The sequence below is a fragment of the Salinicola rhizosphaerae genome, assembly GCF_014652715.1.
Taxonomy (GTDB): Bacteria; Pseudomonadota; Gammaproteobacteria; order Pseudomonadales; family Halomonadaceae; genus Salinicola; species Salinicola rhizosphaerae.
Genome location: NZ_BMZI01000007.1, coordinates 75,372 through 89,540, shown reverse-complemented (window position 1 = coordinate 89,540; position 14,169 = coordinate 75,372). Strand labels below are relative to the sequence as shown.

12 protein-coding genes are annotated in these 14,169 nt (G+C 65.6%); 11 read left to right on the top strand and 1 reads right to left on the bottom strand.

The window, feature by feature from the left end; translation table 11 throughout:
* Positions 1-21 precede the first annotated feature (21 nt).
* The 11 genes from IE125_RS15505 to IE125_RS15455 all read left to right on the top strand — a co-directional run bounded on the left by IE125_RS15505 (position 22) and on the right by IE125_RS15455 (position 12,770).
* Positions 22-2,346, top strand: a complete 2,325-nt coding sequence (locus IE125_RS15505) for a type IV pilus assembly protein FimV (protein ID WP_189445587.1) — start codon at positions 22-24, stop codon at positions 2,344-2,346.
* Positions 2,347-2,372: 26 nt separating this feature from the next.
* Positions 2,373-3,338, top strand: a complete 966-nt coding sequence (gene truA, locus IE125_RS15500) for a tRNA pseudouridine(38-40) synthase TruA (protein WP_189445586.1) — start codon at positions 2,373-2,375, stop codon at positions 3,336-3,338.
* Positions 3,335-4,048, top strand: a complete 714-nt coding sequence (locus IE125_RS15495; RefSeq protein ID WP_189445585.1) for a phosphoribosylanthranilate isomerase — start codon at positions 3,335-3,337, stop codon at positions 4,046-4,048. Before truA ends, IE125_RS15495 begins: the two co-directional genes overlap by 4 nt.
* A gap of 13 nt (positions 4,049-4,061) precedes the next feature.
* Positions 4,062-5,276 (top strand): tryptophan synthase subunit beta, encoded by a 1,215-nt coding sequence (gene trpB, locus IE125_RS15490; RefSeq protein ID WP_189445584.1) that lies wholly within the window; start codon positions 4,062-4,064, stop codon positions 5,274-5,276.
* Positions 5,277-5,290: 14 nt separating this feature from the next.
* On the top strand, positions 5,291-6,154 hold the full coding sequence (gene trpA / locus IE125_RS15485; RefSeq protein WP_189445583.1) for a tryptophan synthase subunit alpha: 864 nt from the start codon (positions 5,291-5,293) through the stop codon (positions 6,152-6,154).
* A gap of 182 nt (positions 6,155-6,336) precedes the next feature.
* The gene (accD, locus tag IE125_RS15480; RefSeq protein WP_229809156.1) at positions 6,337-7,272 is read left to right on the top strand and encodes an acetyl-CoA carboxylase, carboxyltransferase subunit beta; all 936 of its coding nucleotides are present in this window, start codon (positions 6,337-6,339) and stop codon (positions 7,270-7,272) included.
* A gap of 5 nt (positions 7,273-7,277) precedes the next feature.
* Positions 7,278-8,582 carry a bifunctional folylpolyglutamate synthase/dihydrofolate synthase gene (locus IE125_RS15475; RefSeq protein WP_189445582.1) on the top strand — a complete coding sequence of 435 codons (1,305 nt, stop codon included), beginning with the start codon at positions 7,278-7,280 and terminating at the stop codon, positions 8,580-8,582.
* Between the two features lie 37 nt (positions 8,583-8,619).
* A complete protein-coding gene (locus tag IE125_RS15470) occupies positions 8,620-9,369 on the top strand; it encodes an SPOR domain-containing protein (protein WP_189445581.1) in 750 nt (249 codons plus the stop codon).
* Entirely contained in the window at positions 9,369-9,971 is a 603-nt protein-coding gene (locus IE125_RS15465) for a CvpA family protein (protein ID WP_189445580.1), read from the top strand. Before IE125_RS15470 ends, IE125_RS15465 begins: the two co-directional genes overlap by 1 nt.
* 32 nt (positions 9,972-10,003) lie before the next feature.
* Positions 10,004-11,518, top strand: a complete 1,515-nt coding sequence (gene purF / locus IE125_RS15460) for an amidophosphoribosyltransferase (RefSeq protein WP_189445579.1) — start codon at positions 10,004-10,006, stop codon at positions 11,516-11,518.
* Between the two features lie 64 nt (positions 11,519-11,582).
* Positions 11,583-12,770, top strand: a complete 1,188-nt coding sequence (locus IE125_RS15455; protein ID WP_189445578.1) for an O-succinylhomoserine sulfhydrylase — start codon at positions 11,583-11,585, stop codon at positions 12,768-12,770.
* A gap of 189 nt (positions 12,771-12,959) precedes the next feature.
* Here the strand turns inward: IE125_RS15455 and IE125_RS15450 are convergent, their stop codons facing one another.
* Entirely contained in the window at positions 12,960-14,069 is a 1,110-nt protein-coding gene (locus IE125_RS15450) for an NAD(P)/FAD-dependent oxidoreductase (protein WP_189445577.1), read from the bottom strand.
* Positions 14,070-14,169 lie beyond the last annotated feature (100 nt).

Below are 14,169 nucleotides of genomic sequence, written 5' to 3'. Positions count from 1 at the left end.
GTATTGGCAGGCGAGGACATCATGCGGCAGTGGCTCATCCTCACCGTGGGCGGTTTGCTGTGCCTTTCTCAGGTGCCGAAAGCCCTGGCTCTGGGCATCGCCGATCCGCGTGACATCTCTGCGCTCGGTCGACCGCTTCATGTGGTGCTGCCGCTGACGGACGGGGCTGGGCTGCAGCCGCAGCAGATCAGCGTGAAGATCGTCGACGATGCGGCATACCGGGCGGCCGGGCTCGAGCGTACCGCGCTCATCGACTCGGTGCGCGCGACGGTAGCCAGGGGGGACGCTGGCCTCGAGATCGTGTTCGATAGCGCCAGGCGTGTGCGTGAACCCTTTGCCGATCTACTGCTCGAGATCACCTGGCCGGACGGTCAGTGGCAGCGTGACATCACCTTGCTTTTCGATCCCGCCGACTACGCGGCGGCCGCGCCGCTGCTCGGTGGTGATCGAAGCGGCGAGGCTGGTGGCGCACAAACCTTCGGCCTGGTGCCGAGCGCGCCGGTTTCGACGCCAGGCGCGTTGCCGGTCTCGGGTCTGGATGGCCGCTGGCCGGCGCGGCTGCGCGTCTCGCCGGGGGATTCGCTGTCCACGCTGGCGGGATCGCTACTGCCCCACGGCGGTCTCAACCGGCAGTCGCTGATGCTGGCGCTCTACCGTGCCAATCCGACCGCTTTTGCCGGTAACGATGTCGATCGTCTGCGCGCCGGTGCGACGCTCGATGTACCGCCTGTCACCCGCGTCGCGTCGATACCGCGTGGCGAAGCCGTCGCCGCGCTTGATGAGCTGTCATCACTCGGGCCGACCGACAGCGCGCCTCGATCGGCATCGCCGGGTTCGTCACCCGCGCAGTTGGCTGACACCGACGACGGGCGCCCGACCATCGAGATCGACGGTTCGCCGCGTGCATCGGCGACCGACGCATTGGGTGAGCTCCAGCGGCAGGTCGCGATGCTCGAACAGCAGAACGACCGGCAGCGAGCGCAGATATTGGCGCTGACCGCCGATCGGACCCGGCTGCAGGCCGCACTCGACAAGGTCGATACCGCTTCGGCGCCCGGCGTGTCCGCCGACGCGACCTCGAGCGAGGTGGATCAAGGCAGCGCGGTTTCGGGCGATGTAGATCAAGGCAGCGCGGCCTCGGGCGCGGTGGATCAAAGCAGCGTGAGCCAGGCCGGTGCGGCGATGCCCGTCAGCATGACGAAGGCCGCCCCCGTTCTGACGGCAGGCCTAACGGCGACTGACGGCGTCGAGGCTGCGCGCCGGGCTTCCGCGCAACTTGCGTCTCCATCCGAACCCACTTGGCTCGAACGGGTGCTAAACCATCTCGACTGGATCGGCGGCGCGTTACTGGCTGTGCTGCTTGGCGTCTGGGTATGGCAGCGTCGTCGTCAGCGGCGGGCAATAGGCGAGCCCCCCAACGCGTCAGGCGATCGCGCTCAGGCAGAGGGCGAAGAGCCACCGGCGCCGGTGCCGCCATCCGCGAAGTCGCGCAGACAGTCACGCCGAGCGGCAGCGACGGTTGCCACAGACATGGACGCGGCAACGATCAGTCAGGCAGATATCTATCTCGCCTACGGGCGCTACGGCGAGGCCAGAGAGTGGCTGCAGTCGCAGCTCGCCGAACGTGAGGATGCCGATCTAAGGCTGAGTCTGATCCGGGCGCTGGGAGAGCTACGCGACATGGAGGCGCTGGAGATGGCCGTCAGCGGTTTTGGAGACGATGCCACGACAGCGCAGCGCCAGGAAGGGCAGCAGCTTGTCGAGACGTATCGGGCGCGCCATGTCGAAGAGAGCTGGCAGGAGGCAACGTCCATGGAGAGCGAAACGCCCTCCGTCGATGACGTGGACTCGCTGTTCGAGGCCGAAATCAGCGGCCTGGGGCAGCCGGACTCGTCGACGGCGGTCGCCGACGAGGCGGCCACGCTCCGCGACCCGGCCGACGCGGTTCGCCTCGAGCCGTCATTGCAGGGCTCAAGGCGTCAGGGCGGCGATGCGCTGCGACAAGGTGATTCGACGTTGGGGGACGGCCGTGCCGAGACGGCCGAGGAGCGCGAGGAGGAGCTGGCGCCCGCCACGATGGTGATCGACTACCAGGCGCCGGTGCTGCAGCTGGACGCAGCGCCCGACGTGGCAGCGCGCGTGCACGAATCGGGCGTGACTTCGTCGATGCCGGAGATCGATTTTTCGAGTTCGGCCGCCGCTTTCGAAGCCGCGGACCTGACGGCGTCATCCCCGGAAGCGACTGAAGTGGTGCCGGACGCTTATGAGACGCGTGCCGTTTCCGCCGGATGGGATGTCGAGGAGGTGGAATTCGAGCCGCCGCATCGGGATAATGGTCGCCCCTAGGATCAAGCCCTTCAGCACAGGTTTCGATGGCGTTTTTTACCCGGCAGGATGATAACCGGACACTGGGCGGTCGCCTGGCGCTTGGCGTCGAGTATGACGGCACCCGCTACTGCGGCTGGCAGCGGCTGCGTCATGCAGAGTCGGTCCAGGGCGCCCTGGAGGCGGCACTGTCCAAGATCGCCGCGACGCCGGTGCGCGTACTCTGCAGCGGACGCACGGACAGCGGCGTGCATGCCACACGCCAGATCGTTCATTTCGATGCGCCGGTGGCGCGTACCCAGAAAGCCTGGGTATTCGGCACCAACGCCCAACTGCCGCGCGATATCGCGATTCGCTGGCTCGTCGAGGTCGAAAGCGACTTTCATTCGCGCTTTTCCGCGCTGGCCCGGCGCTATCGCTACGTTATCGTCAATCAGCCAACGCGCCCGGTTCTCGAGCGCCACAACGTGACCTGGTGCCGCGAGCCGCTCGACGCCGACCGGATGCATCGCGCCGCTCAGGTGCTGGTCGGCGAGCACGATTTTTCCAGTTACCGCGCTGCCGGCTGTCAGTCGAGCACGCCGATTCGCCATCTGCACTTCATCGAGGTGCAGCGGCACGGGGCGCTGGTCGTCATCGACGTGCAGGCCAATGCCTTTCTGCATCACATGATTCGCAACCTCGCCGGGGTGCTGGTGGCGGTCGGGCGTGGCGACGAGGACGAGGGCTATCCGGCTCGCCTGCTGGCGCTGCGCGATCGCACGCTGGGCAACGTGACCGCGCCGGCGTGTGGCCTTCATTTCGTCGACGTGCGCTACGACGAGCGCTTCGCGCTCCCCGAGGAGCCGGTCGGCCCGCAGATGCTGGGCTTTCTCGGTGACTGGACCGGCGACCGCGATGTCATTCCGGACACGCCGCTCATGCGCCGGCGTCGGGTCTGGCCGAAATGGATCGACGACAACGGGCGCGTGGTCGAATCGAACGCCGCGACCGGCGAGGAGATGAACTCATGACGGCGGTTCGCATCAAGATCTGCGGCATGACGCGCCAGTCGGACATCGAGGCAGCCATCGCTGGTGGTGCCGACGCCCTCGGGTTCGTGCTCTGGTCGGGTAGCGCTCGCGCTATCGATGGCGCGACGCTGGCGAGCCTGAGCGCTCGGGTTGCGCCATTCGTCACTCGCGTTGGCCTGTTCGTCGACCCGACGGCCGCCGAGGTCGAGGCCGCGCTCGATCATCTCGACCTGCTTCAATTTCACGGCGATGAGTCGCCGGCTTTCTGTGCCGGTTTCGGCAAACCCTGGATCAAGGCGCTGCGCATGCGCGATGACATCGATCTGTATCGCGCCTGCGAACGCTATGCCGTAGCCGGGGCACTGTTGCTCGACGCCTATCGCCCGGGCGTGCCCGGCGGCACTGGGGAAACCTTCGACTGGGCGCGAATCCCTGGTGATTTGCCGAAACCTGTTATTCTGGCCGGTGGTCTGACGCCGGACAACGTGAGCGAGGCGATTGCCCGCGTTCGGCCTTACGCCGTCGATGTCTCGGGTGGGGTCGAAGCGCAAGGCGAGAGTGGTGCGCTCAAGGGCATCAAGGATCCGCAGTCCATCCGCGCGTTCTGTGAGCGAGTGCACGCGGCCAACGTCGCCCTTATATCCAACGGTGCCCCTGTATCCAACGTTGCCCCTGTATCCACCGGCCCCATGCCATTCACCGCATCATGACGAGGGTTCCTTCGTGAGCCGATTTCAAGATCTGACGCAACTCCCGGACGCTCGCGGCCATTTCGGTCCGTACGGTGGCCGCTTCGTCTCCGAGACGCTGAGCTTCGCCCTCGAAGAGCTCGAGAACATCTATGCGAGCCTCAAGGACGATCCCGATTTCCAGGCCGAGTTCGACCGCGACCTCAAGCACTACGTCGGCCGCCCGTCACCGCTCTATCACGCCGAGCGCTGGTCTCGCGAGATCGGCGGTGCCCAGATCTGGCTCAAGCGTGAGGATCTCAATCACACGGGCGCACACAAGGTGAACAACACCATCGGTCAGGCGCTGCTGGCCAAGAAAGCCGGCAAGCCGCGGGTCATTGCCGAGACCGGCGCCGGTCAGCACGGAGTTGCCACGGCAACGGTGGCGGCGCGCCTCGGGCTCAAGTGCGAAATCTACATGGGTGCCGAAGACGTCGAGCGTCAGAAGCTCAACGTCTACCGCATGCACCTGCTCGGCGCCAAGGTCATACCGGTAGAGTCCGGCTCGCGTACGCTCAAGGATGCCATGAACGAAGCGCTTCGCGACTGGGTCACCAACGTCGACGACACCTTCTACATCATCGGAACCGTGGCCGGACCGCATCCTTACCCGATGCTGGTGCGTGACTTCAATGCGGTCGCGGGCCGCGAAGCGAGAAGCCAGTCGCTCGAGCAGATCGGCCGATTGCCGGATGCGCTGGTGGCCTGCGTCGGCGGGGGCTCCAATGCCATGGGGCTGTTCTACCCGTTCGTCGAGGATGACGACGTGGCCATGGTCGGCGTCGAAGCCGGTGGTGAAGGGGTCGCCACCGGACGCCATGCGGCACCGCTGGCCTCCAATGCCCCGCGAGGTGTGCTGCACGGCAATCGCACCTATCTGATGTCCGATGAAGCCGGCCAGATCGCGGATACCCAGTCGGTCTCTGCGGGGCTGGATTACCCTGGCGTCGGCCCGGAGCACGCACTGTGGAAGGACGTCGGCCGCGTCCAGTATGTCGCTGCCGATGACGACGAGGTCCTCGCCGCGTTTCGCGAGTTGACTCGCGTGGAGGGCATCATGCCCGCGCTCGAGTCCGCGCACGCTCTCGCACACGGCAAGAAGATGGCCGCCGAGATGCGCCCGGACCAGCACATCGTCATCAACTTGTCCGGTCGTGGCGACAAGGACATCCATACCGTCGCCAAGATCGACGGCATCGAGTTTTGACGGCGAGGTTGCCCATGAATTCTGCACGAGACGATCACCAGAACGCCGCCGGTTCCCGCCGGCCCAACCGCATCGACCGACGCTTTGCCGAGCTCAAGCAGTCGGGGCGCACGGCACTGATCCCCTACATCACGGCAGGTGATCCGGCGCCGCAGCACACCGTCGATTTCATGCACGCCTGCGTCGAAGCGGGGGCGGACGTGATCGAACTTGGCGTGCCGTTCTCCGACCCGATGGCCGACGGGCCGGTCATCCAGAAGGCTTGCGAGCGCGCGCTGGCCCACGGCACCCGACTGGTCGACGTGCTCGACATGGTCGCGGCGTTTCGCCAGCGCGATGCCGACACGCCGGTGGTGCTGATGGGGTATCTCAATCCGGTCGAGCGCATCGGCTACGAGACCTTCGCACGCCGCGCCAGCGAGGCCGGGGTCGATGGCTTCCTGGCGGTCGACATGCCGCCGGAAGAGATCGGCGAGAACAGCAAGCTGTTTGCCGAGCACGGCCTCCAGTCGATCTTCCTGCTGGCGCCGACGACATCGTCGACGCGTGCGGCGACCATCTGCGATCACGGCCAAGGCTATCTTTACTATGTTTCGCTAAAAGGCGTGACTGGAGCGGCGACGCTGGACGCCGATGCGGTCGGCGAGCAGCTTGCCAGGCTTCGCGGGCTGACCGATCTCCCGCTCTGCGTCGGCTTCGGTATCCGTGATGGCGCCTCGGCGGCCGCAGTCGGTCGGGTAGCCGACGGCGTGATCGTCGGCAGCGCGCTGGTCGGGCGGATTGCCGAGCGGGCGAGTGAGCCGGAAACGATCCCGGCGGCGCTCAAGGCGATCCTCGGCGAGATGCGAGCGGCGCTCGACGAGACGGTCACGGCCTGAGCCAGGGTTGCCGTTCTGGTATGATCGGCGCCCTGGTTCTTTGCGATAGCGTCTCGAACGCTTTGCCCCACAGGGTGGCGGTGGGCGCGATGGCATCCCGAGTCGGGTGTCCGGATTGATCGATTTTCGACTTCGCCGAATTTCTACTTCATTGACTTTCAACTTCAGGAATCTCTGCTGACATGAGCTGGCTAGACAAGATCGTACCGTCGATGAGCCGCACGCAGCGTAACGAGCGCCGGGCGAGCGTGCCCGACGGCCTGTGGCGCAAGTGCCCGAACTGCGAATCGGTGCTCTATCTCCCGGAGCTGGAGAAGCACCAGAACGTCTGCCCCAAGTGCGAGCATCACCTGCGCCTGACCGCCCGCAAGCGGCTCAACTGGTTCCTCGATGCCGAAGGGCGCGAGGAGATTGCCGGTGATCTTCAGCCCGTCGACCGGCTCAAGTTCCGCGACTCCAAGAAGTACAAGGATCGTCTGGCTGCCGCGCAAAAAGAGACGGACGAGAACGATGCGCTGATCGCGATGCGTGGCACGCTGGATGGCCTGCCGGTCGTGGCGGTGGCCTTCGAGTTCTCGTTCATGGGGGGCTCCATGGGAGCGATCGTCGGCGAGAAGTTCGTCCGCGCGGCGACGCTGGCGCTCGAAGAGGAGATCCCGCTGATCTGCTTTGCCGCTTCCGGTGGCGCGCGCATGCAGGAAGCGCTGTTCTCGCTGATGCAGATGGCCAAGACGTCGGCCGCGCTGGAAAAACTGAAGCAGGCCGGGGTGCCCTATATCTCGGTGCTGACCGACCCGGTATTCGGCGGCGTCTCCGCATCGCTTGCGATGCTCGGCGATCTCAACGTCGCGGAACCCAACGCGCTCATCGGGTTTGCCGGTCCGCGCGTCATCGAACAGACCGTGCGTGAGACGCTGCCGGAGGGCTTCCAGCGCAGCGAATTTCTACTCGAGCACGGCACCGTCGACATGATCGTGGCGCGTCCGGAACTGCGCGAGCGAATCGGTAGCGTTCTGCGCATCCTGACGCATCAGCCGGCGGCAGGTAACGCAGCGGCAGCCAACCAGGATTTCTCGCCGCTCTCCGATGAGTCGGATGTCTCCGAGGCGTCTCGCTGAGGTCCATGCAGATGACACTCGACGACTGGCTCTCCCGGCTGGAGAGCCAGCATCCGGTCGCTATCGACCTCGGGCTTGACCGCGTCAGGGCGGTCGCCGATCGGTTGGACCTTGCCGAGCGTCCGCTGGCGCGGCGAGTGATCGTCGTGGCGGGTACCAACGGCAAGGGCTCGACCGTCGCGATGCTGGAGCGTCTGGCGCGCGCCCACGGCCACACCACGGCAAGCTACACTTCGCCGCATCTGATTCGCTACAACGAGCGGCTCTGTTTCGACGGGGTGCCCGCCAGCGACGAGGTGCTGGTCACGGCGTTCGAGCGTGTCGACGCGGCGCGGCTTGCCGGTGATCCCGTCAGCCTGACCTATTTCGAGACGGGTACGCTGGCGGCGCTCCACGCCATCGCCGAACGGGCTCCGGATCTGGCGATTCTGGAAGTTGGGCTCGGCGGGCGTCTCGACGCAGTCAACGTGATCGATAGCGACGTTGCCGTCATCACCACCATCGCCCACGATCATGCCGATTTCCTCGGCAACGATCTGGAAGGTATTGGCCGCGAGAAGGCCGGTATCCTGCGACAGGGGCGCCCGGCGGTCCTCGGCAGCCGTTCCTTGCCAGTCAGCGTGTCGGCGCGAATCGCCGAGCTCGAGGTCAGTGACTATTGGCTCGGCCAGGCGTTCGAGCGCGACGACACGCCTGCTGGCGGCTGGCGGTGGCGCGGAGAAGACGCCAGCGGCCGCCCGCTCGTGCTGGATGAGTTGCCCGATCCCGGCTTGCCGCTTGACAATGCTGCGGTCGCGCTGCAGAGCCTTGCGCTTTGCGGCTTCGAGCTATGCCCTGAAGCCACGCGTGAGGCGTTTGCCACGGTCTCGCTGGCGGGACGCATGCAGTGGCTGGGGCAGTGGTGTTTCGATGTGGCGCACAACCCGCACGCGGCAACGTATGTGGCTTCGCGGCTGGCTGCGCGCTCGCGGCCGGCTCGGCGCATCGGGTTGCTCGGCGTCCTCGACAACAAGGATGCCGAGGCGCTGGTGATGGCGCTGGCGCCCGCCATCGATCTCTGGTTACCCGTCGGCCTTGCGGGGCCGCGCGGGCGCTCGAGCGAGAATCTAGCGGCGTGCGTCGAGCGAGCCGGCGGCGAGATAGTGCGGCAGGCAGCATCGCCGGCTGCCGGCGTCGCGGGGTTGATGCCGCTGCTGACAGCAGAAGACGAAGTGTTGGTGTGTGGGTCGTTCTTCACCGTTGCCGAAGCGCTCGGTGCTGTCGAGGCCATACGCTCAGGTGATCGCGATGCGCCAGATCGGCAGGCTTGACCTGCCGATGGCGGTTTGAGGTGTTCAAGGAGGTCCTATGAAGTATGGATGGCGTGAACGTATCGCCGGGGCAGTCATTCTCGTCGCGCTGGGGGCCATTTTCCTGCCGATGCTGTTCGATGATCCCGAGCCGCGGCAGCAGTCTCCCGAGCCGGTCATGGTGATCGAGCAGCCGGTGGGCGGCGGGGAAGCCACGCAGCGCATTATCGAGTCGCCGCAGCCGCCCGCTTCGGTGGCGGATAACGCTGGCAGCGATGTACCGGAGCCGGACACCAGTAGCCAGCTTGGGAGTGGCGGCGGGTTCGGTGGCCAGGCCTCGAGTCAGCCGCCGGCCAGTGACACGGCGTCGTCGGGAGGTGGCGATCGATCCGCCCGGCCCGAAGACAATCAGGCCGAAGAGGCTCAGGCCGAAGACAACCAGCGCGACGATCCGATCGCCGAGCTGGCGCAGGCCAACACGGACTCGTCGCGTTCGCGGCCTGCGGCCGCGCCTGTCGATGCGCCGAGCGATGCCTCGACGGACAGCGCGCCGCAGCGCACGCCGGCGAGCAGCGACGGTGGCTGGGTCGTCCAGGTCGGCAGCTTCGGTCAGGCCGACAATGCCACGCGATTGACCGCCAAGCTGAAAGATCAGGGTTTTACAGCCTACGCCCAGCCACGCGACAATAATCTGACCACGGTGTACGTCGGCCCCTTCAGCTCATCGGATGCTGGCGAAAAAGCCCGCGCCGAGCTGAAGGACGCCGCCAACATCCAGGGGCTGTTGATTCGCAAGCCGGGTAGCTGATGACGCTGACCTGGCTCGACTACGTTTTCCTGCTGGTATTGACGATCTCGATGCTGGCGGGTTTCATGCGCGGTCTGGTGAGAGAGGCGCTGGGTCTCGGTGCCTGGATCGTGGCACTGCTGGCGGCGCGGGTTTTTGCCAAGCCGATCGCCGATGCCCTGCAGCCGTGGGTATCGCATCCGGATGCGCGGCTCGTGCTGGCATTCGTGCTGATCATCTTTGTCGTCGTGATGGTCTGCGGGTTCGTCATCCGGCTGTTGAATGCGGCGATCGAGTGGGTCGGCATGGGCTTCTTCAACCGCCTGTCGGGCGCCATCTTCGGGCTGGCGAGAGGCGCCGCGATTCTGGTGATCGCCACGGTCATCATCGGTTTGACGCCGTTGGCGCAGCTCCAGGCGTGGCAGCAGGCGCAGCTGCGACCCTCTTTCGAGTCGCTGCGCGACTGGGCGGTGGTACAGCTTCAGAGCTGGGACGTGGACGCTTCGGCGGCGGAAGATGCGATGCGTCAGCTGCCGCTGACGCTTCCCGGACAGGGCAACTCTTCATCCAGGCAGGGCGGTCAGGGCGTGACACCCACCCCGACCGAACAACCGGCACCCTGACGAGCGGGTGCAACTCAGCGAGGTAAGGCGGCATGTGCGGTATCGTGGGCCTCATGGCCAATGAAGCGGTCAATCAGTCTATCTACGACGCATTGACGGTGTTGCAGCACCGCGGACAGGATGCCGCCGGCATGATGACCTGGGACGAAGGTCGATTCCTGCTGCGCAAGAACAACGGACTGGTGCGGGACGTGTTCCACACCCGTCACATGAAACGGCTCCAGGGCAATCTGGGTATCGGCCACGTGCGTTATCCGACGGCCGGGTCGTCCAGCGAGGCCGAGTCACAGCCGTTCTACGTCAACTCGCCATACGGCATCACGCTGGCGCATAACGGCAATCTGACCAACTCCGATCAGCTCCAGCAGGAGCTGTTTTCGTCGGATCTTCGACACATCAACACCACGTCGGACTCCGAAGTTCTGCTTAACGTGTTCGCCCATGAGCTCGGCAAGCAGGGCCTCTACCTGACGCCGGACGATATCTTCGATGCCATTCGTCGCGTACATCGGCGCTGCCGCGGCGGGTATGCGGCAGTGGCGATCATCAACGGCTTCGGTCTGGTGGCCTTCCGTGACCCGCACGGGATCCGGCCGGTGGTCTACGGCACGCGCGATACCGACTCGGGGCAGGATGTGATGATCGCGTCGGAATCGGTTGCGCTCGACGTCAGCGGATTCGAGCTGGTGCGGGACCTGGCCCCCGGCGAGGCGATCTTCGTCGACATGGATCGGAACGTGCACACCCAGCAGTGCGCCGACCGGCCGCAGCTGACGCCGTGCATCTTCGAGCATGTCTACTTTGCGCGTCCGGACTCGATGCTCGACGGCGCTTACGTCTACGGCACGCGCATGCAGATGGGCCGCAAGCTGGGCGATCGCATTCAGCGCGAGTGGCCGGATCACGATATCGACGTGGTCATCCCGATTCCTGACACGTCGCGCACCACGGCGCTGGAGCTGGCGCAGCACATTGGCGTGACCTTCCGCGAAGGCTTCATGAAGAACCGCTACATCGGGCGGACCTTCATCATGCCGGGGCAGACCCAGCGCAAGAAGTCGGTGCGGCAGAAACTCAACGCCATCGCCAGCGAGTTCGCGGGCAAGAATGTGCTGCTGGTGGACGACTCCATCGTTCGCGGCACCACCTGCAAGCAGATCATCCAGATGGCGCGGGATGCCGGCGCGAATAAGGTCTATTTTGCCTCCGCCGCGCCGCCCGTGCGCCACCCCAATGTCTACGGTATCGACATGCCGGTCGCCGATGAGCTGATCGCTCACGGACGAACCGATGCCGAGGTCGGCGAATTGATCGGGGCCGATCGCCTGATCTATCAGGACCTGGAAGATCTCAAGGATGCCTGTCGCGAGGTCAATCCGGCGCTCGAGGCGTTCGACTGTTCGGTATTCGACGGTCATTACGTGACGGGCGACGTCGACGAAGCCTACTTCGAGGCTCTGCAGGCAGCGCGCAGTGACGATGCCAAACAGAAGCGCGAGAGTGTCAACGCGGTCGTCGATCTGCATAACGACAGCGAAGACGATTGAACCTCGCGGCGCGGTTGCGCCGTGATCGAACAATGTTGCGCCGTGATCGAATAAGGGAGTTGGCATGAGTTTCGACGAACTGGAAGGACTGGGGCTGGAGACATTGGCCATTCGTGCCGGTCACGCCCGTACCCATGAGCAGGAGCACGGCGAACCGATCTTCCCGACGTCGAGCTTCGTCTACGAGAGCGCGGCGGAGGCCGCCCGCAAGTTCAAGGGCGAGGAGCCTGGCAACGTCTACTCCCGCTTCACCAACCCGACCGTGCGCAACTTCGAGAAGCGACTGGCGGCGATGGAGGGCGGCGAGCGCTGTGTGGCGACCAGCTCAGGAATGGCGGCGATTCTGTCTACCGTGCTGGCGCTGCTAGAGGCCGGGGACGAGGTCATCGTCTCGCGCTCGGTATTCGGCTCAACCATCGCGCTGTTCGACAAGTATCTCTCGAAGTTCGGTATCCAGCCGCGCTATGTCGAACTCAACGACATTGCCGGCTGGGAAGCGGCGATGTCGTCGAAGACGAAACTGCTGTTTGCGGAGACGCCGTCCAACCCGCTCAACGAGCTGGTCGATATTGCCGCGCTCGCCGAACTGGCGCACCGGCATGGCGCACTTCTTGCGATCGATAACTGCTTTCTGACCCCGGCGTTACAGCGTCCACTCGAGCTGGGGGCGGATCTCGTCATTCACTCCGCCACCAAATATATCGATGGGCAGGGGCGTGCCATCGGCGGGGCGGTCGTCGGTCGCGATCAGGAACTCGAGCAGCTATTCGGCGTGGTGCGGACCTGCGGCCCGTGCATGAGCCCGTTCAATGCCTGGGTGTTCCTCAAGGGGCTTGAGACGCTGAGCCTGCGGATGAACGCCCACAGCCGTAATGCGTTGGGGTTGGCCCAGTGGCTGGAAGCCCAGCCGGCGGTCGAGCGCGTCTATTACAGCGGCCTCGAGAGTCATCCGCAGCACGCGCTGGCCCAGCGTCAGCAGCGAGGTTTCGGCGCGGTCATGGGGGTCGAGATCAAGGGGGGGCAGCCGGCGGCGTGGCAGGTGATCGACAGTACGCGCGTCATGTCCATCACCGGTAATCTGGGGGACGTGAAGACCACGATCACCCACCCTGGCACCACGACGCACGGCCGTCTCAGTGACGAACAGCGGGCTTCCGCGGGCATTCGCGACGGACTGATTCGTCTCGCCGTCGGGCTCGAGTCGCTGGAGGATCTGAAGGCGGATCTGGCGCGGGGGCTGGACTCGCTATGATGCTTCGCGTCAGCGACAAGCAACACCGCTCCCGCTGATGCTCACGAACCCGTCGCCATGACGGGTTCGTCGTTTCTGGCGCCTCGATTCCTGCGCTCGGTTTCCGGCTCTTGGTTTCGCGCGGGCCCCAGGCTGGATTTCAGAGCGGGTCTCAAGAGCTGCCTATAGCCGCCTTTCTGCCATAGACGGTCACGCCCCCTTCAGGTAGCGCGCTACCTCGCGCCGATCGCGACGATGCTTGAGCCGTCTCACCCAGCGACCCCGGCACCATAGCGATCCCCACCAGGCGATATCGCGCAGATCGCCGAGATTGAGCGCCTTCCAGCGCTGTCGTGGCGGGTATCTCAGCTTGTCGTCACTACCGACGGCAGCCTGTTCGAGCGAGGCGAAGAGCAGGGCGGCACGTTCTCTCGTCGTGGGCGGCTCGAGCTGCCCCGGTAGCGCCGCAGCAGGCAGGAAGAGGTGAGGGTCCTCGCGATAGCGCAGGGTGGCGTCGATCATGCCGCGTTCGGCATCGTCGACGAGGCCAAGACGCGCAAGCGCTGGCGAGGCGCTGGGCGGGTCCGCGATCAACACCAGTTCGGCATCCACCGGGGTACCGTCGTCGAGAATCAATTGGCCGGCCTCGAAACGCGTCGCCGTGGCAACCATCTCGAGACGCAGCCCGCGAGAGATCAGGCGCTGCATCAGCCAGCGGTTGGCACGTCGACAGGCGCCGGGAAGGGGCCGACGCTCATTGCCGATCAAGGTGACCGGTAACTCCCTACCGTAGCGCTCGCCGAGCGCCAGCAGATTGGCGGCGAGCTCGATGCCGTTGGGACCGCTGCCGATGACGGCGACCGACGGGAGCGACTCGTTCGCGCTGGCCAGCTGGCTCTCCAGGCGCTGGCGCAGTCGCCAGAGATCGCCGGCTGCCGCCGTGTAGGTACCGGGGGCAGCGTGGAGGCCGGGGAGGCAGCGCTCGTCGAGCGTCGAAGGCAGGTCGATGGAGAGCCAGTCATAGGAAAGCGTGCGCCGGTCGGCGAGCGTCACGCGGCGTCGGCCGCGGTCGATCTCGCACACCTCGGCATCGCAATGCACGCCACCGTGGTCGGCGATGCGCGAGGCTGGCAGGATGACGTCGTCGAGCTGCCACTCCCCACCCAGCATCCCGCCGAGCCAGTCGGCGAACGCGAAATCCTCAGGCGTGACCAGCGTGACGCTGATACCGTGCTGGGCTAGACGCTCTGCGCGGGCGGCCAGGCGAAGGTGAATGTCACCATTGCCGACGAGAACCAGTTGTCGAGTGGCGTCGGACATGCGCAATCCGGGCAAAGACAGGAGCTTGAGTCTAGCATGGGAGGGAGGCGAGCCCGAATCCGGCCTGCGCGTCTTCGCTGGCGGTGCCGGTCAAGCTCGT

What these genes read in the sequence shown, in the direction of transcription:
- IE125_RS15470 (WP_189445581.1), top strand. Translation starts at nt 8,620, where the DNA reads ATGAAGTATGGATGGCGTGAACGTATCGCCGGGGCAGTCATTCTCGTC.
- IE125_RS15495 (WP_189445585.1), top strand. Translation starts at nt 3,335, where the DNA reads ATGACGGCGGTTCGCATCAAGATCTGCGGCATGACGCGCCAGTCGGAC.
- purF (WP_189445579.1), top strand. Translation starts at nt 10,004, where the DNA reads ATGTGCGGTATCGTGGGCCTCATGGCCAATGAAGCGGTCAATCAGTCT.
- IE125_RS15450 (WP_189445577.1), bottom strand. Translation starts at nt 14,069, where the DNA reads ATGTCCGACGCCACTCGACAACTGGTTCTCGTCGGCAATGGTGACATT.
- IE125_RS15505 (WP_189445587.1), top strand. Translation starts at nt 22, where the DNA reads ATGCGGCAGTGGCTCATCCTCACCGTGGGCGGTTTGCTGTGCCTTTCT.
- accD (WP_229809156.1), top strand. Translation starts at nt 6,337, where the DNA reads ATGAGCTGGCTAGACAAGATCGTACCGTCGATGAGCCGCACGCAGCGT.
- truA (WP_189445586.1), top strand. Translation starts at nt 2,373, where the DNA reads ATGGCGTTTTTTACCCGGCAGGATGATAACCGGACACTGGGCGGTCGC.
- trpA (WP_189445583.1), top strand. Translation starts at nt 5,291, where the DNA reads ATGAATTCTGCACGAGACGATCACCAGAACGCCGCCGGTTCCCGCCGG.
- IE125_RS15475 (WP_189445582.1), top strand. Translation starts at nt 7,278, where the DNA reads ATGCAGATGACACTCGACGACTGGCTCTCCCGGCTGGAGAGCCAGCAT.
- IE125_RS15455 (WP_189445578.1), top strand. Translation starts at nt 11,583, where the DNA reads ATGAGTTTCGACGAACTGGAAGGACTGGGGCTGGAGACATTGGCCATT.
- IE125_RS15465 (WP_189445580.1), top strand. Translation starts at nt 9,369, where the DNA reads ATGACGCTGACCTGGCTCGACTACGTTTTCCTGCTGGTATTGACGATC.